The sequence below is a fragment of the Rouxiella sp. S1S-2 genome, from assembly GCF_009208105.1.
Taxonomy (GTDB): Bacteria; Pseudomonadota; Gammaproteobacteria; order Enterobacterales; family Enterobacteriaceae; genus Rouxiella.
This window is the reverse complement of sequence record NZ_WFKL01000001.1, coordinates 1,728,041-1,750,500: the sequence shown is the minus strand read 5'-3', so window position 1 is coordinate 1,750,500 and position 22,460 is coordinate 1,728,041. Positions and strand designations below refer to the sequence as shown.

Here is a 22,460-nt window from a genome sequence, read left to right as displayed (position 1 = left end):
GCTTTTTTAACGAGCAAAGAGGCTCATTTTTACAATCAGTTAGGTATTTCGGAGACTTCCTTGACCTCTGATTTATTTATCTGCTGCTTAACCCCGTTGGCATCGGTGTAGCCCAGCAGGCCCGCGTCAGTTTCTTTCGGTTTACCATCACTGATTATCGTACGCGCATCATTAGTATGAATTGCATAGCTGGTACGTGTACACCCCGTCAATGCAGCCAGACACAGCACGGCAGCCATAGGTAAGATGATGAGTTTTTTCATTGACCTCTCCTTCGGATTAATTGTCCAGTTCACTCATGTTACTAATCTGATTACGGTTTATTTGCTCAGTTTTGCCCGTTTGCGCATTTTTATAAGAAACCAGTCCGGTGTCGTTATCAATTTGCGGCTTGCCGCTTGTCACTATCGTTTTTCCATCCGTCGTTTTGATTGCCTGATTTGAAGAGCATCCGGCTACGGTAAATACTGACAGTGAGGTTAGGATAAATACTACTAAAGCTGTTTTTTTCACTAGGTTCTCCTTGAATGTGAAATATTGTCGGCGCCTTTCAAGTATAGACAATTGTTCCTTTCTGGCTTTGTCCGCCGACAAATTCATGATTTACCCCACAAAACGCGGCCTAAATCAGCGCCGCCGTTACTTATAAGATAGCTTCCGAATTCCATGTCCGTTGTGTATTATCAATACGGGCCCATGCTGCCCGCCGCTCGCACCCGACAGGGGATGGTGAAAGCATGTTTATCTCCGAATCGTTCGTCTCTCTTGAACGCCGAGGTTTGGCAATGCGAGTACCAACACGCCTCGGCTACAGGAGGAACAATGTTTTCTATCGATCAGGCCAAACAAATGGCCAAACGACTGCACACGTCACTCACATCGCGTAATCAAGACATCTCTTACTCGGCAGCGCTCGAATTAGTGGCTCAGCAAATGGGTTTTCGAGACTGGAATACCGCCTCTGCGATGCTCGAGCGGCAAGCCCCCTCCCCTGCGATTACTTTCGACAAAACCATTCCGATATTAAGAATGTTTGATGAAACCAAAGCACGTGAGTTTTATCTAGATTTCATGGGTTTTAACGTGGAGTTTGAACACCGCTTCGAGCCGCATCTGCCGCTGTATTTAGGACTGGTCAGGGACGGGCTGCACATCCATCTTTCTGAACACCACGGCGACGCCAGTCCCGGCTCGACGATATTTGTCTCAATGCAAAATATTGAACTGCTGAGGGATGAGCTACAGGCCAAACAGTATGGCTACGGACGTCCAGATATTGTTGAACAGGACTGGGGAAAGGTTCTCGAAGTTTATGATCCGTTCGGCAATCGAGTTCGTTTCTGCCAAAGTTAAGAGGGCATAAGCCTCAACGGGGAAACTGCCTTACCTTTCTCCCCGTTGAGCTTTTTACAATTAACGAGCGTGTTCTGACTTACCCAGCGCGTAGGCAGCCGGTAAATCAAGACGCTGCCAGAAGGCCTGCTCAGGCGTAGTGCCTGAAAGCGGATAGCCAGCCGGTAGTGCGGTTTTCACCATCAGCTGGCGAAGCTGGGACGTAGAAACCTTTGGCAGAGCCGCATGCAGCAACACTTCAGCTCCTTTTGGCACAGTAAGCTGCGATGCCGCCTGCTGTTTCGGCAGGTTGTAACTCATGGTGAAACGATAAAACGCCTTCATGTCGGCAGAACGATAAGGGTCATCCTTGCCTGCGGTTTTGGCGCACTCGGCAAGCGAGGTTCCACACTCTTTCTCCAACGCGGCGCGCAGTTGATCTTTGGCCTCGTTAAACAAAACCACATAACGCGGATCGTTGAGATAGTGCGCAACGTTGCGCTGGGTGATCATCCTGGAGCCCATAATATCGAGCGGGTAATGCACCCCGAGCACAATGCGTGAGTAGCCGTAACGCGCACCACGCTCCACCAGAGAGTCATAGCGCTCGGGTATCATTTGGGCCATCAGCAGGGCGTCGGTGTAGCCAGTATTCGTGTGCCCACTTGGAAAAGAGCCGCCGTCGGCGGTATAGGGCTGATTATCTTTAACGACCGTATCGTCAGGCACTAAATGAATGGTATTACCCTTTATAAGGAACGGTCGGGCATAGTTAAAGTGTTTTTTAGCGGCACCGGTGCTGACTTCACTGGCCTTGATAAGCGCCGCAGCTTTGCTGATTTCGCCTTTGTCATACGCCGTTAAGAAGGCTTTACCCAAGCGTGGACCCATGGCATCGGCCAAAAAATAGAGATAGCTGATGCCTTCGGCGTCGGCAAGTGCCTGATGACGCATCCCCTGCGTGGCATCACGATTAATCGCCGTAACGGTCTCGAGGCTGGCCTTCAGCGTTGAGTCCGGCAGCTTGCTAAAACCAGACAACAGTTCTATTCCAGCCTGCTGATTGGCCTTGGTCTGAAAGTCATAACCGCTGGCTTTCAGCCATGCGCCGTCGGCCTGAGTACTATTTTGCCTGGCCTTCTCCAACTGCCCGCGAGTCAGCGATGCGGCACTGCCTTTCAAGGCGTTGATTTCCGCCTGCAGTGACTGAGCCTCCAGCGCGTTAAACGCCTGACTGGTTGAAGCCGGAGAGGTGCCGTTCGCCAACGAAGCCGCCTGTGGCAATGAAACCGCCTGTGCCTGCTGAGCGAGCAGCAAAGTGGCCGCAATGAGCGATAACCGAATTTTCATTAACTTTCCCTTATAATCAAATCATTAGCCTGTAATAACTCAACGCTAGCACCGCTGTATGACATTTTTATTGCAAAAACATCTTTGGAAGGCTCACGACGGCGGTAATTTCGTTACTCATTGCATGTTGCCGCCACGGTCCGCGCGCTTGCCACCCGCAGGGGTTTACATTAGGTTAGTGATTCATGGGAATGCCAAAGAGAAAAGCAATGAATTACGTGAAATGGTTCAGTCTGGTTTATATCGTCGTCTTGCTTTTGTCGTTTGGCTATAGCTATGCCAAAGCATCGCAAAGTAAGGGCGATGCCGTGGGGCAAAACTGGTCAACGGCACGTCGCGACTCTGCATTGCTGGCACCCAATCCGACTCAGCTTAGCAATACCGCCATTGTTCAAGTTTATGCGGCCTCTACCTACGGCTGGCGCGGATTGTTTGCCGTTCATACCTGGATAATATTCAAGAAGGCCGGCGAAAATGAGTTCACTCGTTTCGATGTGATTGGCTGGGGCAGCGGCGGAGTGGTTCGCCGTAACTATGCAATACCCGACGGCTACTGGTTCGGTGCTAAACCGACTCTCCTCGTCGACCACCGCGGCGCAGCTGCCGAAGCGATGATCCCGCAAATTCAGGCCGCGGTCGCCCGTTATCCTTATCCACAAACCTATCACGCGTGGCCTGGCCCAAACAGCAACACATTTATTGCTCACATTGGCAGAGAAGTTCCCGCACTTGAGCTGGATATGCCCTCCAACGCCATCGGTAAAGACTATCGTCCTCTGTCCAGTCCCGTGGGATTACCGCCCTCAGGTAAAGGTGTACAAGTTTCTCTGCTAGGCGTTCTGGGCCTAAACGTAGGGGCTCAAGAAGGGGTTGAAGTCAACGTGTTAGGCTTGAATCTTGGCGTAGATTTTAAATCGCCAGGCCTGCGCCTGCCGTTTATTGGCCACGTGGGCTTTGAGGGCTGAGGCGACGCTCGTCCCGCCCTGTTTTTAATCACCTCTCTGAGGCCCGTCTATAATTGTTAATTGCGCCTGCATTAACAGCTTATAGAGGGGCCTGATTCTGATAAATTTATTCAACAAGTTATCAAAAATCTTGCCTTATCATTATTTGTTTCAACGAGGTAGTGTTGTTGCTACACAACGCAACTTTTACGACTGACAGATAAGGGATCAGCATGAGCAAATTCACAACACAAGACGGCACTCAACTCTATTATAAAGACTGGGGTACGGGTAAACCCATCCTTTTCAGCCACGGCTGGCCTTTGGATGCAGATATGTGGGACAGCCAGATGAATTTTCTGGCCGAACGTGGCTACAGAGCGATCGCCTTCGACCGGCGCGGTTTCGGACGTTCCGATCAGCCGTGGACAGGGTATGATTACGATACGTTTGCCGCCGATATTCGTGGGCTTATTGAGCATCTAGACCTGGATGACATTACCCTAGTGGGTTTCTCAATGGGCGGCGGAGACGTAACTCGCTACATTGGCAACTATGGCACTGACCGCATCAGCAGCCTCGTTTTGCTCGGCGCGGTTACGCCTATTTTCATCAAAACTGACGATCACCCAGAAGGCGTTGAAAAGTCAGTGTTTGATGGCATAAAAGACGGATTGCGTAAAGACCGCGCGCAGTTTATCAGTGATTTCGCCACCCCGTTCTATGGCATTAACAAAGGGATGACCGTCTCGGAAGGTGCGCTCACCCAGACGCTGAACATCGCGCTGCTAGCCTCGCTGAAGGGCACCATCGATTGTGTGACGGCATTTTCAGAAACGGATTTTCGCGGCGATATTTCTAAAATCGATGTTCCCACTCTGGTCATTCACGGCACCCAAGACCAAATCGTACCTTTCGAAGCCACCGGTAAGCTGGCGGCTAAAATGATTGCCAATGCCCAGCTCAAAACGTATGACGGTGCGCCGCACGGTTTTGCATTAACGCATCAGGATAAGTTAAATGAAGATCTGTTGGCATTCGTAAAAACGGTCTATTGAGACATCTTAATTTATTAGCCAGCTTGTGCATGTTATCACCGGCCCCCTCTTCTCTACTTTTGTGATATAGGGGGCTTCTTACGTTGTGTATTTATGCTTTTGTTACCTGGCATCATTCTGAGCAGCGTATTATCGTGTAGGCAGTAGTGATGGAAAAGCGCGGCCGCGGCGTGCAGCCCGATTAAATAATATCCGCAGTTTGCCATCAGTTCGTGAAGCGATTTAATCTTTTTTGACAGCAGTGGATTATGCTCGAAAGAAACCGGCATATTAAGCGTGAAAAGTGTCCACACGTCGCCCTTAAAGTATAAAGAGAGCACACCGAGTATGGGGATACTGATAAATAATATATAGACAGTCAGATGCATTAACTCACCGAGCCTGTGCTGCCATACTTTTGGCGCGGGGTTAATTGCGGGCGTAACGTACATCAGTCTAACAAAAACGCGCAGGACCATCATGGCCAGTACGCTGGCACCAAAACTGAAATGCAACAGAGTAAGCCATTGATGTTGAGGAAGGCTTTTAGGAATGTAGCCACGAAGTTCAATAGTGCTATAGGTAGCGGCCACCAGCAGGAATATCAGCCAGTGAAGTGCAATTTGTACGGGTTTATATTTTGTACGCATTAAGGTTTCTCTCAAACGATACTTCGCTTAGCGTATCGTGATGACCTTAACCACACATTAAGAAAGGCAGAGGAGCGGCAGGAAACCCTTAACCCGCCGCAGCAGGTTAAGGGGATAATGCTTAAGATTTTTTGGTCTGAACCCAGAAGCCGTGAATCAGACCTGGGAAATAGCCGCAGATAGTCAGAATGATATTAATAATAAATGCCCAGCCAAAGCCTTTGCCGATTAAAACACCCAGCGGTGGGATAAGGATGGTAAAAAGTATTCTCCAGAAACCCATAATGCTCTCCTTTTCGAGTTTGTCGTTCTTGTTTCATCTTTCTTTTTACACAAATAACGTTAGCCGTTTTATGTTTATTAGACAATAAGAGTTCTCTTGTTTACCGATTGCCTCCCTTCCCTCACGGGATTAGTATTCAGTTATGCAATGATGCAACAAAACACTGATTCGAGAGGAGACGCAGTTGATGAAACAGGAAGTCCTGATACTTATTGTAGCGATTGTGTTTATCGTTATCATTTTTGGCACCGTGATGAGTCTCGCCGTCCGTGCAAAAGGTCTGAAAAAAGCCTATTGGCTGTTGTGCAGTTTTCTCATTGGCATCGGCAGTTTGTCGTTCATCTATTTCCTTTCATTTCCTGAGCCGTCCATGCCCTCCAACAGTAATATGGCGGGTGAAATGCCACCGGAGTTAGGCTTTGCAGGTTTCATCACCCGCACGGGAATTGCCGCCGCTCTGCTCGGTTTTTTGGTGATGGGACTTTGGCGCCTGGCGGGCCTGTTCAACAAACCAAATTCTCGATAGCTCTCTCAATAAACTCTGAATAAGGGCTTGGCCCCGCGGAGGTTTAACTGTATATTTATCCAGCCAAAAATGTGGCATTGGCTTTTCCGATGAGATAGATAAGATAAGAGAGCGGGCTATGCGGGTTGAACTAAGCTATGACAAAAGAAACGTTGCGGGTATTCCCGGCGCGAGTGAAAAGATAACGCAGGAATTAACCAAGCGGGTTCACCGAATGTTTCCCGATGCGGAAATAAAAGTCAAAGCAATGCAGGCGAACGGCTTGAGTACGCACGGCGCGTCTAAGCAAGAAAAGTCACAGCTGAATCAAATGCTTGAAGAGATGTTTGATGAGGCCGACGAATGGCTCTCTTATGAGTGATCCATTCTTATTTACTTACAAAGCGCAATTGAAATAAACATATCAATACGGTGGCTTATTATAAGATAGCCCTAGAAGATAAAATATTTTAATGACATTGCGAAGTAATAGATGCCAAATCCAAAGAAAAACAGCGCCCAACCCAATTTTTATTCTAAACGTTTCGCGTTGATTTGCTTAGGTATCGTCTGCTGTATGGGGCTGCTTCTGGGACGTGTCGGGTATTTGCAGTTGCTCAATCGCCCGATGCTGGAACGACAAGCCGATCAGCGCTCGCTGCGCACACAAATTATTCCTGCCGGTCGCGGTACTATCGCCGACCGCAATGGCCACCCTCTTGCCCTGAGCGTGGCTTCAAAAGACGTGATTGCCGACCCTTATCGTATTGCTCAGCTGCACAGTGATTTAAACAGCCCAAAATGGCAGTATCTGGCCTCGGCGCTAGATATGCCGCTTTCCCAGCTCCAGCAAATCATCACCGTTGACCCTAAACGTCGCTTTGTGTTCCTCGGCAGAAAAATCGAACAGGGAATTGCCAAAGATATTGGTGAACTGCACCTCGGCGGCATAATTTTACAGCACGACGACAGCCGCTATTATCCTATGAGCGAAGCGGCAGCCAATCTGGTTGGCGTAGTGGGAACGGATAACGAAGGTTTGACCGGTCTAGAGCGCGGTTTCAATACCCTGCTCCAGGGCAAACCGGGTATGCGTGAATTTCGTCAGGACGGTCAAGGCAATGTGATCGGCATTCTCAAGGACGTGCCACCCGAGCAGCCGCCGACGGTAAATCTCAGCATCGACAGCTATATTCAATATGTGGTCTATGCCGCGTTGCGAAAAGGCGTGATGCTCAACCAGGCGGACTCCGGCGCGGCAGTCATGGTAGACGTGAACACCGGCGAAATATTGGGGATGGCCTCCTATCCGTCATTCAATCCAAACAACTACGCAGGCGTCGATGCCAAAGACATGCGTAACGTGGCGGTTAGCGACAGTTTTGAACCCGGCTCAACCGTTAAGCCGCTGGTGGTGATGTCCGGCCTCGCACACAATATTATTCGCCCTGACACAGTGCTCGATACCCGCCCTTACACCGTCAATGGCCACTTGATCCGCGACGTTGGACACGAATCGGCACTGACCATTACCGGCGTACTGCAAAAATCCAGTGACATTGGCGTATCACATATTGCTTTGGCAATGCCTGCGCAGGTGCTTGTCGACCAGTATCACTCCTTTGGTCTGGGCAAGCCGACCGACTTGGGCATAGGTGGCGAAAGTGGGGGTTACTTCCCTCTGCACCGCGAACGCTGGGCAGATATCGAACGCGCCACCTTTGCGTTTGGCTATGGCCTGCGCGTGACGCCTCTACAGATTGCTCGTGAATATGCCACCATCGGCTCCTTCGGTATTTATCGTCCATTGTCGATAACTAAAGTCACCCCGCCGGTGCTGGGTACGCGCGTTATGGATAAGAACGTGGTCGAAACAGTAGTACACATGATGGAAAGCGATGCCTTGCCCGGCGGCAGCGGATTAAGCGCGGCGGTTCCGGGTTATCGTCTGGCGATTAAAACCGGTACGGCCGAGAAAATGGGCCCTTCTGGCAAATATGACGGCGGTTATATCAACTACACCGCAGGCGTTGCTCCCGCCAGTAACCCGCGCGTCGCGCTGGTGGTAATGGTGAACAATCCGCAGGCAGGTAAGCACTTCGGCGGATCGGTAGCCGGTCCAATATTCGGTGAAATTATGGGTCAGGTATTGAACCATATGAATATCGCGCCGGATGCGCTGGTTCCAGAAACACCGCCAACAACGGTTGTATCAACCAACAAGGCTGTTAAGCTGAAAGAGAAAGGCGCTCAGTGAGCGCCATGACGGCGCGGTAAATGAACGGAATCAGGCTGATTTACCGTTTTCTGGGTAAATAACGGTAAAAGCCATTTATTTCCTGGCGGGTCACTGGATTTATAGCGGTAAATTTTGTACCTTTCGCCTCTATTTCCCACTCATTAACAGTGACTACCGGTATGAAACGGCTATTTATCGTTGCTTTTGTTTTTCTCGCAGTCTGCATAACCGTGATAGCCCTGAATATGCACGGAACCAGTCCCTGGAGTTAACAACCTAGGCAGCAAGAGTCAGGAGACAGAATTTTGCCCACCGGTAAGCGTTTTATTTTGATGGTGCTCGCAATCCTCGTTGGCATTGTGGTGTTAGACGATGCCATTGCCCGCATTATCCACTGGATCCTGCTACGCTAACACCCTCAAGCGCCTGACCCTTTCTCACTATCCGCCTCGGCGGGGAATTTGTGTATAATCATCTCATCGAAACTAATCACTGACAGGCTATGGCACAAGACCTCCACCTGACTATCGTCAGCGCACTCAGCAAATGGATTGAAGGCCATTTGGGAAGAGTTATCCATCTCGAGGAGCTGGCGGAATACTCCGGCTACTCACTTTGGCACATGCAGAAGATCTTCAAAGAATCGACCGGCATTTCTCTGGGCAAGTACATCCGCGAGAGGCGTCTGGCCAGCGCGGTTTATCAGTTGAGCAGCAGTGATTCATCGATTTTTGATATCGCAATGGACTTTGGTTTTGGTTCGCAGTCCCACTTTACCTACATGTTCCGCAAGCGTTTTAACATCACCCCTCACGAATTTCGTCAAAACCCGGATATCACACTCGATGTTGCTCCACCGCTGCACCTTATTCATCAAAAATCTGCCTGACTAAAAGCCCAGCTCGCTGAGACCCGGATGATCGTCGGGTCTACGCCCCAACGGCCAGTGAAATTTGCGTTCGGACTCTTTAATTGGCAAATCGTTAATGCAGGCGTGACGTTCAAACATCAGCCCCTGCTCGTTAAAAGCCCAGTTTTCGTTGCCAAAGCTGCGGAACCAATTCCCCGAGTCGTCGTGCCACTCATAGGCAAAGCGAACGGCAATACGTTCGCCGTCAAAGGCCCATAGCTCCTTGATCAATCGATAATCCAGCTCCTTGGTCCATTTACGCGCCAAAAAATCGACGACATTGTGCTGCCCGCTAACAAACTCGCTGCGGTTGCGCCAGCGCGTGTCCTCGGAATAAACCTGGCTAACGCGCTGCGGGTCTCGGCTGTTCCATGCATCTTCAGCCAGTCTCACCTTTTCAGCTGCGCTTTCGCGGTTAAAAGGAGGAAGCGGTTTTTTCAATGGGGATAGGTTTTTTTCAGACATAACGACCTCAATAATTTTTAAAAAGAAGGGATAACTCATCACGTAGACAACTCTGTCTACATCAAATACACTAGCGCAGGTAGACAGAATTGTCTACACTCACGTAATGAAATAGTTTGATAAAAATAAAGAGCAGCGAAATGAATATGCAATCCCCTACTGTCGTCGAAACACCGCTACTGGCGGCGAAAGAACGCATCCTGCACACCGCGCATGCGCTTTTTTATCGTGACGGGATCCGGGCGACGGGTATCGACCTGATTATTAAACAGGCCGGTGTAACCAAAGTGACGTTTTATCGGCATTATCCCAGTAAGGACGCACTGATTCTGGCCTTTTTGCACTATCGTCATCAGCATTGGATGGTGTGGTTTCGCCAGGCGTTAGGCCGTTATTCTACAGCGTTGCCGCTGCCTGCCGCGCTGGCATCGACTCTGCAGGAGTGGTTTACAGGAGACGATTTTCGTGGCTGCGCCTTCATCAACAGCAGTCTGGAATATGCCGTGGCACTGCCCGAGGTTCAGAGGCTTTCCGTTAGTCATAAACGCGAAATGGCCGCAGTGGTCGCCGGTTATCTGGCGGAATCCGAGAATATTTCCGAACAGGCCGAATGCGTGGCGCTGCTCATTGACGGCGCGATTGTTAAAGCTCAAATGGAGAACCAGGCGCAGCCCGCCGTTCGGTTTATACAAAACATGCTGGAGATTTTAATCAGCCAGTGGTCGGCTAAGGCGGAAGCAGTTAATAAGTGAGCGCCTACAAAAAAACGCAGCCTGGGCCGCGTTTTTTTGTATCTGTGTCTGTAAAAGGCAATGCTTAGAACTGATAAATCAGGCCCACTGCCACCACGTTGTCGGTATTGACACCGGCAGCGCGGGTAAATTCTGTGTCGTCCAACAGGTTGATTTTATAATCAACGAAGGTAGACATATTCTTATTGAAGTAGTAGTAAGTACCGACATCAATATACTTTTCAATATCCTGGGTACCGTACTGCCCCATATCTTTACCGCGTGACTGCAGATATGCCAAAGAAGGACGCAGTCCGCTGTCAAACTGGTACTGAGCCACGGCTTCAAAGTTGTTTGCCTTGCTGGCAAAACCGTCGACGTCGTTGTCAGCAGAACCGATGCGGGTCAGGTTCTCTGTGTGGGTATACATGGCGGCGAGGTAAACATTGTTGGCATCGTACTTCAAGCCGCCGCTGGTTGCCTGCGCTTTATCGCCGCGGCCATAAGCCAGTTCATTTTGACCCGTGGTGCGGTCAGAACTGCTAAATGCCGCCGCTGCGCTAATGCCCCAACCGAGGTCATAGGAGGCAGAGAGGCCATAGCCGTCGCCGTTTTCAGCCTGAGCAGATCGACCACTCGCTTCGCCGCCCGGGTTGTCATTTTTACCCTGGTATTGCAGAGCAAAATGCAGTCCATCAACCAGACCAAAGAAGTTGTTATTACGGTAAGTGACCATACCGTTGCCGCGCTGCTCCATAAAGTTGTCTGAGCTGTAAGTGTCACCACCGAACTCAGGCAAAACGTCGGTCCATGAACCCACGTCATACATTACGCCGTAATTGCGGCCATAATCCAGTGAACCCCAGTCACCAAATTTCAAACCGGCAAAACCTACGCGCGTGTAGCTGTTGGCTGTACCTTCGGCTTCAGAGGTATTCAGAGCTGCCTGATACTCCCATTGACCATAGCCAGTAAGCTGATCGCTGATTTTAGTTTGACCGTCAAAACCGAAACGCAGGTAAGACTGATCGCCGTCATCGGCTGCATTGCTTGAGAAGTAATGTTCTGCGTCAATTTTACCGTTCAGGTCTAATATATTGCCGTCTTTATTGTAGATTTCTGCCGCACTGGCTGTTCCCGCAACCAATAAAGCAGGAATCAGGATTGAAAGAGCACGAAGTTTCATTTGTCTATCCTCATAAAAGTGTCGAGCGGCCGCCACTGGATCGTAAATTTACGAATGTTTAAAAATTGATTTGCTCGACAGGCAGACCTATTCTCAGGATTTATAACTATTAATCTACCGAGAAAATGATACTGAATACGCGATAGTGTTGCTTATTAATTAATAAATGTAAGTAAAATTGTAATTTAGGAGGCAATTGTCAGCAACGTAAATGCGAAAAATATAGCACATAGTGTTAAGGAACAAAAAAATTACTTATTTTCAATGGGATAAAAAAACACAAAGCGCACTAAGTGATAAATCAAAATTAACTCCATCCTATATAATCACTCTCGCTATCATCATTATTTGTTATTTATTACTTTCATTATCCCCTGTATTTGGAAACAACAGCCGGCCTTTTGGCCGGTTTTTTTTTGCTATTTGTGCGGTAGTTTCGCGACGTCATAACTCTGTTATTTACGTATCTTTTCGTTTATGCACAAAATTTCTTCATTAATCATTTATTTTACTCCGTGAATTAAAATCATTATTCCTTCTATTTTCCGCATTCATTACAGAATAAAAGCATTTTATGCTCAATATTTTATTAATATTTGGTATTTAAATCAGTAAATAAAAACAAGGCGTTGGCTCCTGATGATTAATTAATACTCAGGTAGGGATCGCTTATTCTGGGCCACAGAGCAGTACATCCCGTCTGCCTTACTGCCTCAAGGATTTTTTGTCGACAGTTAGGCAAGAAGACCTTCAGGGATTCCGTTACTATAAGAGCAATCCCGCTGTCGCGAGCCAACAGGGTCGTTACACTGGCATATTTCGACTATCGAACAGGTCAAAAGGAATCGCATGCAACAACCGGACAAGCAAGACAACATCGCCAGGGCACAGATGCTGCTGGCAACCCGCCGTTTTCTCAAACTCGACGAGTGGCTGTTGTCACAAATGCGCGGTTGGCAAAATCAGAGTGAGGCTGACAATGCCTACGGTCTGATGATGCATCCCGATACGTTGTTTTCTAAGGAAGAAACGGCCACTCAGCGTCTCGAAATTCTTGGGGACTGGCAGCAGCAGTACCCAACCAGCTACCATGCTCACTGTTTATTGGGTATGTTCTGGCACGAACAGGCCTGGGTTATCCGCAATGAACACGGGCCCGAGCACGAAGTCGAAGACTCGCAGTGGCTGGGCGCGCAGCTGTGCTGTGATTATGCCGTTATCTCCTTTTTAAATGCCATTGCCTGTCACCCCCGTCCTACGCACGCTTTTCGCCACATGATGAACCTAAGCGGCGGATTTGGAGAGCCTTACTGGCTGCGTGCCCTGTTCGCCGGTAAACAGCCAAAACCGTTGCATGAGCAGTTCAACATTCAGGGCAGCCAGGTGTGGCAACAGGGCGTTGCCTATCTGTATCAAATTGGCGTTTCGCCCGTGACCCACTGGCCGCAGCAGCTTCCTGCCTCGCTGCAAAATACCCGTCGCCATGAAGAAGACGCGCTGGATTACTGGCTACGCATGGCAATGTCTGTGCGCCACAGTGACGTAGGAAGCATGGAGTCTTACCTGCTGTTTCACTCAAGCTACTGGGGCGGAAACGACGAGCAACAAAACCAGATAATCGACGGCCCGCTTTGCGCCGAATTCAGTGAAGATGAGCGTAATCAGTTTAGGGCCAATGCACTGCTTGAGGCTCTAGGCGGAGATATCGCCGACCGTGACTCTCCTCGCGCCGTGCAGCTACAGCAGCAGTTGGCCACTTTACTGGCACAGCCTCTTGAGCCTGCTACACGCATTGCATTACTCAATCACGCCGGAACCTGTGTTGCCTATTGGCAGGACGATGACCTCGCAGGTCTGCAAGTCTATGCCGACCTTTTTGCCGTCTCCCCGCAGGCGATGCCGGGCAAATTTGCTGCCCTGTTTATTTCTCGCGCCGTACTGGCCAATGAGCAGTCGGTTGATGAGCAACCGCAAGCGCTCTCAGTGCTGACTTCGCTGCTGGTGCGTGCCATAAACCGCGCTGATGACCCGTTGCTCACCGCCTTCGCCGCCGCCGCCGTGCAGTATGGCCTTTACGGCCTGCCCCATGATCCGGATTTAAGCGAGGCGCTTATGGACCGCGCCGGCTCACTGATGCAGCAGCAGCACGTCACCGAAAGCGTCGGCAAAGACTTGCTGGTGCTAGCCCACGACATGGCAATAAATGATGATATTGAGGCCACGCATTACCTGATGACTGAAATGGCACGTCGCGGCAGCGCTCTTCACAGCTATGAGCTGTTCTTTTTTTACCGTAATGCCTGGCATCAGGACGTGCCTGCAGCGTTGCACAACGACAGTAACGCGCTAGACTGCGTGCTCAGCGCCGCCCGCTCGGGATTAGTGCCCGCCATGTTCAGCTGCGCCAACGCGCTGCGCGAAGGGTTGGGCGGCGAGGTTGACTACCAGCAGGCAATGCAGTGGTATCAACGCGCCAGCGATGCGGGCCATGCCTCAGCCGACTACTGGCGGGCAAGCTGTGCGTTGGATTTAGGCTCGGAGGCTGAAAAACGTCAGGCGGTAGACGTTTCCTTGCCCACTATATTGGCGAACGTTGAACATCCTGAACGTTTTGAGGCGGCTTATACGCTCGGCATGGCGTGGATGCAGGGCGTCGGCACTAAAAAGAACAAATACATCGCCTGGCAGTTAATGAACTTTGTGCTTGAGCTTAACCCTGAGTCAGAGCCAGCCCGACAGGCAGTGAATGAACTTGAAGGGTCACTGCGCGCGCGCATGGGCCTGTGGCAGGACAAACGCAAAGTTGAGGGCGCCGACTTCACCGCTGCCTATCGGCAAAGCAGTGCACCTGCGTTGCCGGACGAGCAGCCGACGGCAGAAAACCGAGATTAAGACGACCGGTAATAACGATAGCCTGGCGTTTCTGATATAATTCGCGGCCAGTTTTCGCTAAAACTGGCTTTTTTTACGTTAGAACTGGCTTTTTTTGATTGAAAGACTGCCGTTTTTCGACAAGTATTCGTTATGTCCTGTAAATGGATTTCATAAAATTATAAGAAGGGATTGACGAACGCATGCCTGCAGAATCCACGCTAAACCTCTCAGTGGCTCAAACTCGGCCGGGCACCGCACAGCAGGTGGCCACCCGCATTATCTTCCTGCTTTCCGGCTTTGCCATGTCTGCATGGGCACCGCTGGTTCCGTTTGTTAAAATTCGCCTCGATATTAGCGACGGAACCTTGGGCTTACTGCTGCTGTGCATTGGCGCTGGCTCGACCTTCTCCATGCCCCTAACCGGCTATCTGACCGGAAAAATGGGCTGCAAAGCGGTTATTATACTTTCCACTGTGGTGCTCTGTCTGGATCTTCCGCTGCTGACGCTGATGGACTCGACGGCGGGAATGGCATGGGTACTGCTGATATTTGGCATGGCGATTGGCATGGTTGACGTGGCGATGAACGTGCACGCCGTGGTGGTTGAAAAAGCCAGCGGGCGCGCAATGATGTCGGGCTTCCACGGATTTTTTAGCATCGGCTGTATTTTGGGTGCGCTGGCAGTCAGCGGCATGCTTTCACTGGAACTGACGCCTTTTATCGCCGCGGTGGTCGTCATTAGCTTGGTACTGGTTTTGCTCGCGGGTATCAGTAAACATTTTTGGCATGACACCAAAAGTAAAAAAGGCGAACCGATGTTGGTTATGCCGAGAGGCTGGGTTATTTTTCTCGGGATGCTGTGCTTTGTCATGTTTTTAACGGAAGGCGCCATGCTCGATTGGAGCGCGCTATTTCTGACCACAGAACGCGGAATGAATCCGCATAATGCCGGTCTAGGCTATACCCTTTTTGCTATTGCCATGACGGTGGGACGTCTGTCGGGTGATAAAATCGTCAACTATTTTGGTCGTTTTAAGGTATTGCTGATTGGCAGCCTGACTGCCTGCGCAGGACTGCTTCTGTCGGTGGGCGTAGATAGCCTGTATGCTGTCGCAGCCGGCTTTATCATGGTCGGTTTGGGCGCCTCAAATTTGGTGCCTATCATGTTCAGCGCGGCAGGAAACCAAAGCACGATGCCTGCCAATCTGGCAATTGCTTCAGTAACCACGCTGGGTTACGCCGGAATATTGGCCGGTCCAGCGCTGGTAGGATTTATTGCACAAATCAGTAATCTCTCGATTGCATTGAGCTGCGTTGCGGCTCTGCTGCTGGTCGTTGCCGCCAGCGCGCGTGCCGTTACCCGCTAACTTAGGAAAAGCGTCACCATCATGCCAAGTAAATACTTATCGCTGACCTCGACCAACATCACGCGATTTTTTTGGATCTTCATTCTGCTGCTGGCAGTGGGGCTGGGACTCTACGGCTACAATTACACCAATGCCTACCTCAATGACAAGCTGCGCACGCTGCAATATACCGGCGATCGTCTGCAAAAGCGTATCGATCACTACCGCTATTTGACCTATAAAATCTACGACAACTATACCGGTCAGCCGCTGGCGCAAATTCCGCCGAATGTGCAGGAAGTTAAGCTTCGTCAGGACATGTTCTTCATTAACAAGCCGCATAAAAAAACTGATGCGCTGATTTATGGCACCCACGATGCGGCCACCCTCGATTTAACGCTAAAAATTTCGAGTTTTCTTGATGAACAGTGGGGCTCTAAAAACCAGCCCTACTCGATGTATTACCTCAACGGCCAAGACAACAGCCTGATGCTGATAACCACCCAAGGCATGCAGCAGCAGGATTCACGCCTTAAAGAGAACTATTTTAACGCTGCATTACAGGCGCGTCGCGCCGAGATGCTGCAGCAGGCCAATACCCTCGACGAACGCGAAAGTTACTCCAACCTGCGCAAATCGCGCAACTCTAGCGAGTACTTCTTCTCGCTGCGCACCACGTTTAATAACCCGGGCAATCTGGCAACGGTAATCGCCTTTGACCTGCCGATGAGCGATTTGCTCCCGTCGAGTATGGCACGCGACAATTTCCAGCTTACCAGCAACAACGATACGGTTAACGAAGGCGATGCACCGCAGGAGCCAAACGCGGGCAGTAGCATCAGTCTTGAGGGCTGGTCGGTATTCATTAGCGTGCCGTTAAGCAACTCGCCGCTGAATCTCACCTACCGCGTGCCGGTGGTAGCGCTGATTGTCGATTTGTCACATAACAACTTCTGGCTAATTCTGATCAATGTCATCCTGCTGGCGATGGCCATGGCGGGCATCTATCTGATCCGTCATAAATATATTCGCCCAAGCGAAAATCTGGCGCAACAGTTGCACACTCAGCAGGCGCTGAATCAGGAGATCATTTCCAACCTCTCCGTTGGCCTGCTGATTTACAACTTCAGCAGCCACAGCGTGGTGGTAAGCAATAAAATTGCCGAGCAGTTGCTGCCTCATCTCAGCCTCGACAAAATTGCCAACATGGCTGGAGAGCACCACGGCATTATTCAGGCTACCGTCAATAATGAAGTGTATGAAATCCGTATGGTCCGCAGCCAGATAGCGCCCGAGACTTATCTTTTCCTGATGCACGATCAGGATAAAGAGGCGATGGTTAACAAAACGCTGCAGCAGGCGCGCCGCGAGCACGAGAAAAACCTGCAGGCGCGTAAGCTCATGCTGCACAATTTGGGCATCGAGCTTAATCAACCCCTGATTGAACTGCACGCTCTGGCCGAAAAGCTGACGACGGCAGTTGCCGACGACGAGCGTGAAAAAACCCATAATTCTCTGCTCACCGAGTCTAAAAGCGTGCTGACGCTGATTGATAACATCACCCTGCTCACCCGTCTTGAAACTCAGGACTGGCAGCCTGTGCAGCAGCACTATTCGCTGGCTGCGCTGACCGACGAGCTGTTGCTTGAAGCATTACCCAAAATTAATCAAAAAGGGCTGGTGCTGCTCAATCACTTCCAGCCCAACCCACTGGATAACTACATCGGCGACCCGGTGGCGGTGAAGAAGATCCTTTCGCTGCTGCTTGATTACGCGATTGTCTCCACCTCCCTGGGTAAAGTGACATTGACCAGTGAGCAGGACCCCGAGCATCCCGACCAGCTGCTTTTCCACATTACCGATACAGGCAGCGGCCTGTCGAAAGAGGAAATCAGCAATCTTAATTATCCGTTCCTCAGCCAAACGCTGGTAGACCGTTTTAACCACGGCTCGGGACTGACCTTCTATCTGTGCAACCAGTTATGCAAAAAGTTAGGTGGCCAGCTGGAAATACGCAGCAAAATTGATATCGGCACGCGTTACACGGTACGAGTTAAACAGACGTTTGAGGCGATTGATACCGAAGCGACCGATGAAAAACTGCTGGACGATGTCACGGTACTGCTCGACATCACGGCGGATGAAGTCCGCGGTATGGTGACGCGCATCATGAGTGCCTATGGCGCAATTTGTATTGTTGCCGACGAAAGGCAGCCAACCCGCGAATACGATGTATTATTAACCGATAACGCGCAGCACAGTGACAACTACACGCTGCTGCTGACCAGTGACGAGATTGGATTTCACAAGCTGGAAAAAAGCTATATTCGCGTCAATTACAATATCGGCAGTGCGCTGATAGACGCGACCCTACTGTTAATTGAGCAACAATTACTGGAAGAAGAGGAGTTTGAAGTCGAGTCTTCGTCCCTGGAATTCAGTCATGCTGGCACAACTAATGGTAATTTAGATTCCGGTACCGGCGACGATGAAATCGAAGCCTACGTGAGGCAGCTGCTGGCGAGTGACTATTACCCGCTATTTGTCGAGACAGTACCGGAAGATATCGAGAAACTGTATAATGAAAATCAACGTCGTGATTTTACATCGCTTTCCCAGACCGCACATCGGCTCAAGGGAGTGTTCGCCATGCTTAACCTGACGCCGGGTAAGCAACTGTGTGAAAAATTAGAACAACATCTCGCCGAAGGTGAAGTGTTGATGATCTCAGACAATATTAATCAGATCGATTCTTTTGTCTCCAGACTGCTGCAGCAAGGTAGCTAATCACATGAACAATATGAACGTAATTATTGCCGACGACCATCCTATCGTCTTATTCGGGATCCGTAAGTCCCTTGAACAAATTGAGTGGGTTAACGTGGTGGGTGAGTTTGAAGACTCGACTGCGCTTATCAATAGCCTCAGCAAGCTTGATGCACATGTACTGATAACCGACCTGTCGATGCCGGGTGATAAATACGGTGACGGTATTACGCTTATCAAATACATCAAGCGCCACTACCCGCAGCTGTCGATTATCGTGCTAACCATGAACAACAACCCCGCTATCCTCAGCTCGGTACTGGACTTGGATATCGAAGGGATTGTGCTGAAACAGGGCGCACCAACTGACCTGCCAAAAGCACTGGCCGCATTGCAAAAAGGTAAGAAGTTTACCCCTGACAGCGTAGCCAAACTGCTCGAAAAAATCAGCGCCAACGGCTACGGTGACAAGCGTTTATCACCCAAAGAGAGTGAAGTACTGCGTCTCTTCGCCGAAGGCTTCCTGGTAACCGAGATTGCCCGCAAGCTGAACCGCAGCATCAAAACCATCAGCAGCCAGAAAAAATCAGCGATGATGAAACTGGGCGTTGAAAATGATATTGCCCTGCTCAACTATCTCTCATCAATCAGCAATACGCCGATTGATAAAGACTAGTTTTATTGGCGCTTTATAAGCGTCAATAAAACATGCAGGCAGTGGCAATAAAAAAGCCGATAACATTTGAGTGTTATCGGCTTTTTACTGCGCGTTAGCACAGGACGACGCGATTAAACGGCCAGCAATTGCTGTGCAGTTTCATCTACCAGCGTCAGCAAGACAATGATGTCCTGCAGCGTAACGGTCGGGTTCAACAGTGTCACTTTCAGACAGGTCACGCCGTTAGACTCGGTCACGCCAACGTTGGCACGTCCGGATTCCAGCAATGCATCACCAATCTTCTGATTTAACAACGCGACGGCCGCATCATCTGCACCAGCCAACTGCAGCGGGCGAGAACGGAACAGTACGCTGGCCAACTGCGGCTGCATCACCAGTTCCATTGAAGGCTGTTCCGTCACGTAATGAGCTACCTGCTGAGCCAGCGTAACGCCGTGGTCAATAATCTCGGCATATTGCTTCTGTCCCAGCGCTTCCAGACCCATCCACAGTTTCAACGCATCGAAACGACGCGTGGTCTGCAGAGATTTGGATACCAGGTTTGGTACGCCCTGAGCTTCATCAAACTCGGAGTTCAGGTACGCCGCCTGATAGCGCATCAACTCGTAGTGACGGGCTTCTTTCAACAGGAATGCACCGCAGCTGATGGTCTGGAAGAACTGCTTGTGGAAGTCCAGAGTGATGGAGTCCACCAGCTCAATGCCGTCCAGATAATCGCGATACTTTTCTGAAAGCAGCAACGCGCCGCCCCAAGCCGCATCGACGTGCACCCAAATACCGTGCTCTGCCGCCAGCGTGGCGATAGCGCGCAGGGGATCGATAGCACCCGCATCAGTGGTACCGGCCGTCGCGACAATCGCTAAAATCTGCTCGCCGTTGGCCTGCGCCATGGCGACTTTTTCGGCCAGATCGTTCAGGTCCATGCGGGCAAAGCGGTCTGTTTTGACCAGCGTTACAGACTGGTAGCCGAGGCCCATCAAAGCCATGTTCTTCTGCACCGAGAAGTGGGCATTTTCAGAACAGAATACTTTGATTTTTTTCAGGTCGCCGATCAGGCCGTCCTGCTGCACTGAGTGTCCCTGACGCGCAAAGAAGGCGTCACGCGCCAGCATCAGGCCCATCAGGTTGCTCTGCGTGCCACCGCTGGTGAACACACCAGCATCGCCAGGCTGGTAACCCACCTGAGTACGCAGCCATTCGACCAGCTTCATCTCAATGATGGTCGCTGACGGGCTTTGGTCCCAGGAGTCCATGCTCTGGTTAGTCGCATTGATCAACACTTCTGCAGCCTGGCTTATCACCAGGCTTGGGCAGTGTAAGTGTGCGACGCACTGTGGGTGATGCACCGACAGGCTGTCTTTTAAAAAGTACTCAATCGCACGCTCAATAGCGGCCTGGTTGCCCAGGCCCTGAGGATTGAAGTCCAGCGTGATGCGTTCGCGCAGTTCGGCAACGGTTTTACCCTGATACATCTCGGGCTGCTGCAGCCACTGCACTACGGCTTCACTACTCTGGGCGATCGCCTGCTGGTATGCCTCGGTGCTTTGCGCGGAGGCCGCCAGGATCGGGTTTAACTTGGACATCTCGGTCAATCGCTCCACTTAGACAGGTTTGACGCCGGCCGCTAACAGCGCCTGCTCAAATTTGTCCAGGAAAATACCCAACTCGTCGTTGGTAATCAGCAACGAAGGCAACAGGCGCAGAACACAACCGTTGCGTCCGCCGCGCTCAAGAATAAGCCCTGCTTCGAAACACTTCTTCTGCAGCAGTGCAGACAATTGACCATCGGCCGGGTAGCAACCCATGTGATCCTGCGCTTCTTCAGGTTTCACAATTTCGATGCCTACCATCAGACCCGGACCGCGAATGTTACCTATCACCGGATAACGTTTCTGCAGCTCGGTCAGCTTGCCGGTCAACCACTCACCCTGAGCGGCAACTTTATCGGCAATCTTGTTGTCTTTGAGGTGTTGCAATGTCGTCAGGCCGGTTGCCATAGCCAGTTGGTTACCCCGGAAAGTACCGGTGTGATGACCTGGTTCCCAAGCGTCGAACTGCTTCTTGATACCCAGAACAGCAAGTGGCAAACCACCGCCCACGGCTTTAGACATTACGATAATGTCTGGCTCGATGCCCGCGTGTTCAAAGGCAAAGAATTTACCGGTACGGCAGAATCCAGCCTGAACTTCGTCGAGGATCAGCAGAATGCCGTGTTCCTGAGTCACTTTACGAATGCGTTGCAGCCACTCGACAGGGGCCTGGTTTACACCGCCCTCGCCCTGAACGGCTTCGAGAATGACGGCTGCAGGTTTGCGGACGCCGCTTTCAACATCGTTGATCAGGTTTTCGAAATAGTAGGTCAATGCTTTAACGCCAGCGTCGCCGCCAATGCCCAGCGGGCAACGGTAAACGTGCGGATAAGGCATAAACTGCACTTCTGGCATCATGCCGTTCACTGCTTCTTTCGGTGACAGATTGCCTGTTACCGCCAGTGCGCCGTGCGTCATGCCATGATAGCCGCCGGAGAAGCTTATCACGCTAGAACGGCCAGTGTGTTTTTTAGCCAACTTCAGTGCAGCTTCAACTGCATCGGCGCCGGAAGGACCGGTGAACTGCAGGCAGTACTCTTTACCCTGACCTGGCAGCAAAGAAAGCAGGTAAGCTGAAAACTCATCTTTCAACGGCGTCGTCAGATCAAGCGTATGTAACGGCAAGCCGCTAGTAATGACATTTTGGATGCTTTGCAATACGTCAGGATGATTGTGTCCAAGAGCCAGCGTTCCCGCACCGGCCAGGCAATCAAGATATTGATTATTCTCAACGTCGGTAATCCAAACGCCGAGCGCTTTAGCAATGGCTAACGGCAGCTTGCGTGGATAACTCCTAACATTCGATTCAAATTCAGCTTGGCGCGCCAAATAGGTTTCATTGTTTCCATTAAATGAATTAGCACCTAAAGTATCAATACGGACTTTATCCGTCATCATATCTCTCCTACAACCGGGGTTATCACTAACGTCCCGATTGAATCATTGAATTAAAAAAAAAGGCTGTGAAAAAGCGCGGCCAATATATGGCTTTTTAGGTCCCAGCTCAATGATTAATTTTGTTTAGATATGTTTATGGTTTTCTCATACGAATCAATATGTTGTTGATTTAGTGA

The 22,460-nt window shown here is 50.4% G+C and carries 21 protein-coding genes; 12 read left to right on the top strand and 9 right to left on the bottom strand.

The genetic code is table 11. The features are described from left to right. Positions 1-35: 35 nt before the first annotated feature. Positions 36-263 (bottom strand): YgdI/YgdR family lipoprotein, encoded by a 228-nt coding sequence (locus tag GA565_RS08090; RefSeq protein WP_152198052.1) that lies wholly within the window; start codon positions 261-263, stop codon positions 36-38. Positions 264-279: 16 nt separating this feature from the next. Next, the gene (locus GA565_RS08085) at positions 280-486 is read right to left on the bottom strand and encodes a YgdI/YgdR family lipoprotein (RefSeq protein WP_139804115.1); all 207 of its coding nucleotides are present in this window, start codon (positions 484-486) and stop codon (positions 280-282) included. 336 nt (positions 487-822) lie between these two features. Here GA565_RS08085 and GA565_RS08080 point away from each other — a divergent pair, with 336 nt between their 5' ends. After that, positions 823-1,353 (top strand): glyoxalase superfamily protein, encoded by a 531-nt coding sequence (locus GA565_RS08080; RefSeq protein ID WP_152198050.1) that lies wholly within the window; start codon positions 823-825, stop codon positions 1,351-1,353. Between the two features lie 60 nt (positions 1,354-1,413). Here the strand turns inward: GA565_RS08080 and GA565_RS08075 are convergent, their stop codons facing one another. Continuing rightward, entirely contained in the window at positions 1,414-2,682 is a 1,269-nt protein-coding gene (locus GA565_RS08075) for a phosphatase PAP2 family protein (protein ID WP_152198049.1), read from the bottom strand. A gap of 209 nt (positions 2,683-2,891) precedes the next feature. On the opposite strand from GA565_RS08075, the gene GA565_RS08070 reads away from it, so the two are divergent. After that, positions 2,892-3,647 carry a DUF3750 domain-containing protein gene (locus GA565_RS08070; protein WP_152198048.1) on the top strand — a complete coding sequence of 252 codons (756 nt, stop codon included), beginning with the start codon at positions 2,892-2,894 and terminating at the stop codon, positions 3,645-3,647. Positions 3,648-3,859: 212 nt separating this feature from the next. Beyond that, complete coding sequence (locus tag GA565_RS08065; RefSeq protein WP_152198047.1) at positions 3,860-4,684, top strand: alpha/beta fold hydrolase; 825 nt, start codon at positions 3,860-3,862, stop codon at positions 4,682-4,684. A 53-nt stretch (positions 4,685-4,737) separates the two neighbouring features. On the opposite strand, the gene cybB is transcribed toward GA565_RS08065, so the two are convergent. Beyond that, positions 4,738-5,313, bottom strand: a complete 576-nt coding sequence (gene cybB, locus GA565_RS08060) for a cytochrome b561 (RefSeq protein ID WP_152198046.1) — start codon at positions 5,311-5,313, stop codon at positions 4,738-4,740. A 121-nt stretch (positions 5,314-5,434) separates the two neighbouring features. Then, entirely contained in the window at positions 5,435-5,596 is a 162-nt protein-coding gene (locus tag GA565_RS08055) for a YqaE/Pmp3 family membrane protein (protein WP_072156479.1), read from the bottom strand. Positions 5,597-5,783: 187 nt separating this feature from the next. On the opposite strand from GA565_RS08055, the gene GA565_RS08050 reads away from it, so the two are divergent. From GA565_RS08050 to GA565_RS08035, 4 genes are all read left to right on the top strand, one after another. Beyond that, positions 5,784-6,122, top strand: coding sequence for a hypothetical protein (locus GA565_RS08050; protein WP_152198045.1), 339 nt, complete (start codon positions 5,784-5,786; stop codon positions 6,120-6,122). A gap of 118 nt (positions 6,123-6,240) precedes the next feature. Beyond that, a complete protein-coding gene (locus GA565_RS08045; RefSeq protein ID WP_055779050.1) occupies positions 6,241-6,483 on the top strand; it encodes a DinI family protein in 243 nt (80 codons plus the stop codon). Between the two features lie 111 nt (positions 6,484-6,594). Then, positions 6,595-8,358, top strand: coding sequence for a penicillin-binding transpeptidase domain-containing protein (locus GA565_RS08040; RefSeq protein ID WP_152198044.1), 1,764 nt, complete (start codon positions 6,595-6,597; stop codon positions 8,356-8,358). Between the two features lie 484 nt (positions 8,359-8,842). After that, entirely contained in the window at positions 8,843-9,229 is a 387-nt protein-coding gene (locus tag GA565_RS08035; RefSeq protein WP_152198043.1) for a helix-turn-helix domain-containing protein, read from the top strand. Here the strand turns inward: GA565_RS08035 and GA565_RS08030 are convergent, their stop codons facing one another. Then, entirely contained in the window at positions 9,230-9,715 is a 486-nt protein-coding gene (locus GA565_RS08030; protein ID WP_152198042.1) for a nuclear transport factor 2 family protein, read from the bottom strand. It abuts the gene before it with no gap. A 140-nt stretch (positions 9,716-9,855) separates the two neighbouring features. On the opposite strand from GA565_RS08030, the gene GA565_RS08025 reads away from it, so the two are divergent. After that, positions 9,856-10,467, top strand: coding sequence for a TetR/AcrR family transcriptional regulator (locus tag GA565_RS08025; RefSeq protein ID WP_226950924.1), 612 nt, complete (start codon positions 9,856-9,858; stop codon positions 10,465-10,467). Positions 10,468-10,531: 64 nt separating this feature from the next. Here GA565_RS08025 and ompC read toward each other — a convergent pair whose 3' ends face one another. Next, positions 10,532-11,632 (bottom strand): porin OmpC, encoded by a 1,101-nt coding sequence (gene ompC / locus GA565_RS08020; RefSeq protein ID WP_152198041.1) that lies wholly within the window; start codon positions 11,630-11,632, stop codon positions 10,532-10,534. A gap of 849 nt (positions 11,633-12,481) precedes the next feature. Here ompC and GA565_RS08015 point away from each other — a divergent pair. The 4 genes from GA565_RS08015 (at position 12,482) to rcsB (ending at position 19,294) form a co-directional block, all read left to right on the top strand. Beyond that, a complete protein-coding gene (locus tag GA565_RS08015; protein WP_152198040.1) occupies positions 12,482-14,524 on the top strand; it encodes a DUF4034 domain-containing protein in 2,043 nt (680 codons plus the stop codon). A 182-nt stretch (positions 14,525-14,706) separates the two neighbouring features. Beyond that, on the top strand, positions 14,707-15,873 hold the full coding sequence (locus GA565_RS08010) for an MFS transporter (RefSeq protein WP_152198039.1): 1,167 nt from the start codon (positions 14,707-14,709) through the stop codon (positions 15,871-15,873). Positions 15,874-15,894: 21 nt separating this feature from the next. Then, a complete protein-coding gene (gene rcsD, locus GA565_RS08005; RefSeq protein ID WP_152198038.1) occupies positions 15,895-18,639 on the top strand; it encodes a phosphotransferase RcsD in 2,745 nt (914 codons plus the stop codon). A gap of 4 nt (positions 18,640-18,643) precedes the next feature. Beyond that, positions 18,644-19,294 (top strand): response regulator transcription factor RcsB, encoded by a 651-nt coding sequence (gene rcsB, locus GA565_RS08000; RefSeq protein WP_055779076.1) that lies wholly within the window; start codon positions 18,644-18,646, stop codon positions 19,292-19,294. Positions 19,295-19,407: 113 nt separating this feature from the next. On the opposite strand, the gene GA565_RS07995 is transcribed toward rcsB, so the two are convergent. Together GA565_RS07995 and GA565_RS07990 are read right to left on the bottom strand one after the other, a co-directional pair. Beyond that, positions 19,408-20,880, bottom strand: coding sequence for an aspartate aminotransferase family protein (locus tag GA565_RS07995; RefSeq protein ID WP_152198037.1), 1,473 nt, complete (start codon positions 20,878-20,880; stop codon positions 19,408-19,410). A gap of 18 nt (positions 20,881-20,898) precedes the next feature. Then, positions 20,899-22,281: a diaminobutyrate--2-oxoglutarate transaminase gene (locus tag GA565_RS07990; RefSeq protein WP_152201365.1), complete on the bottom strand. Its 1,383-nt coding sequence runs from the start codon at positions 22,279-22,281 to the stop codon at positions 20,899-20,901. Between the last annotated feature and the right edge of the window lie 179 nt (positions 22,282-22,460).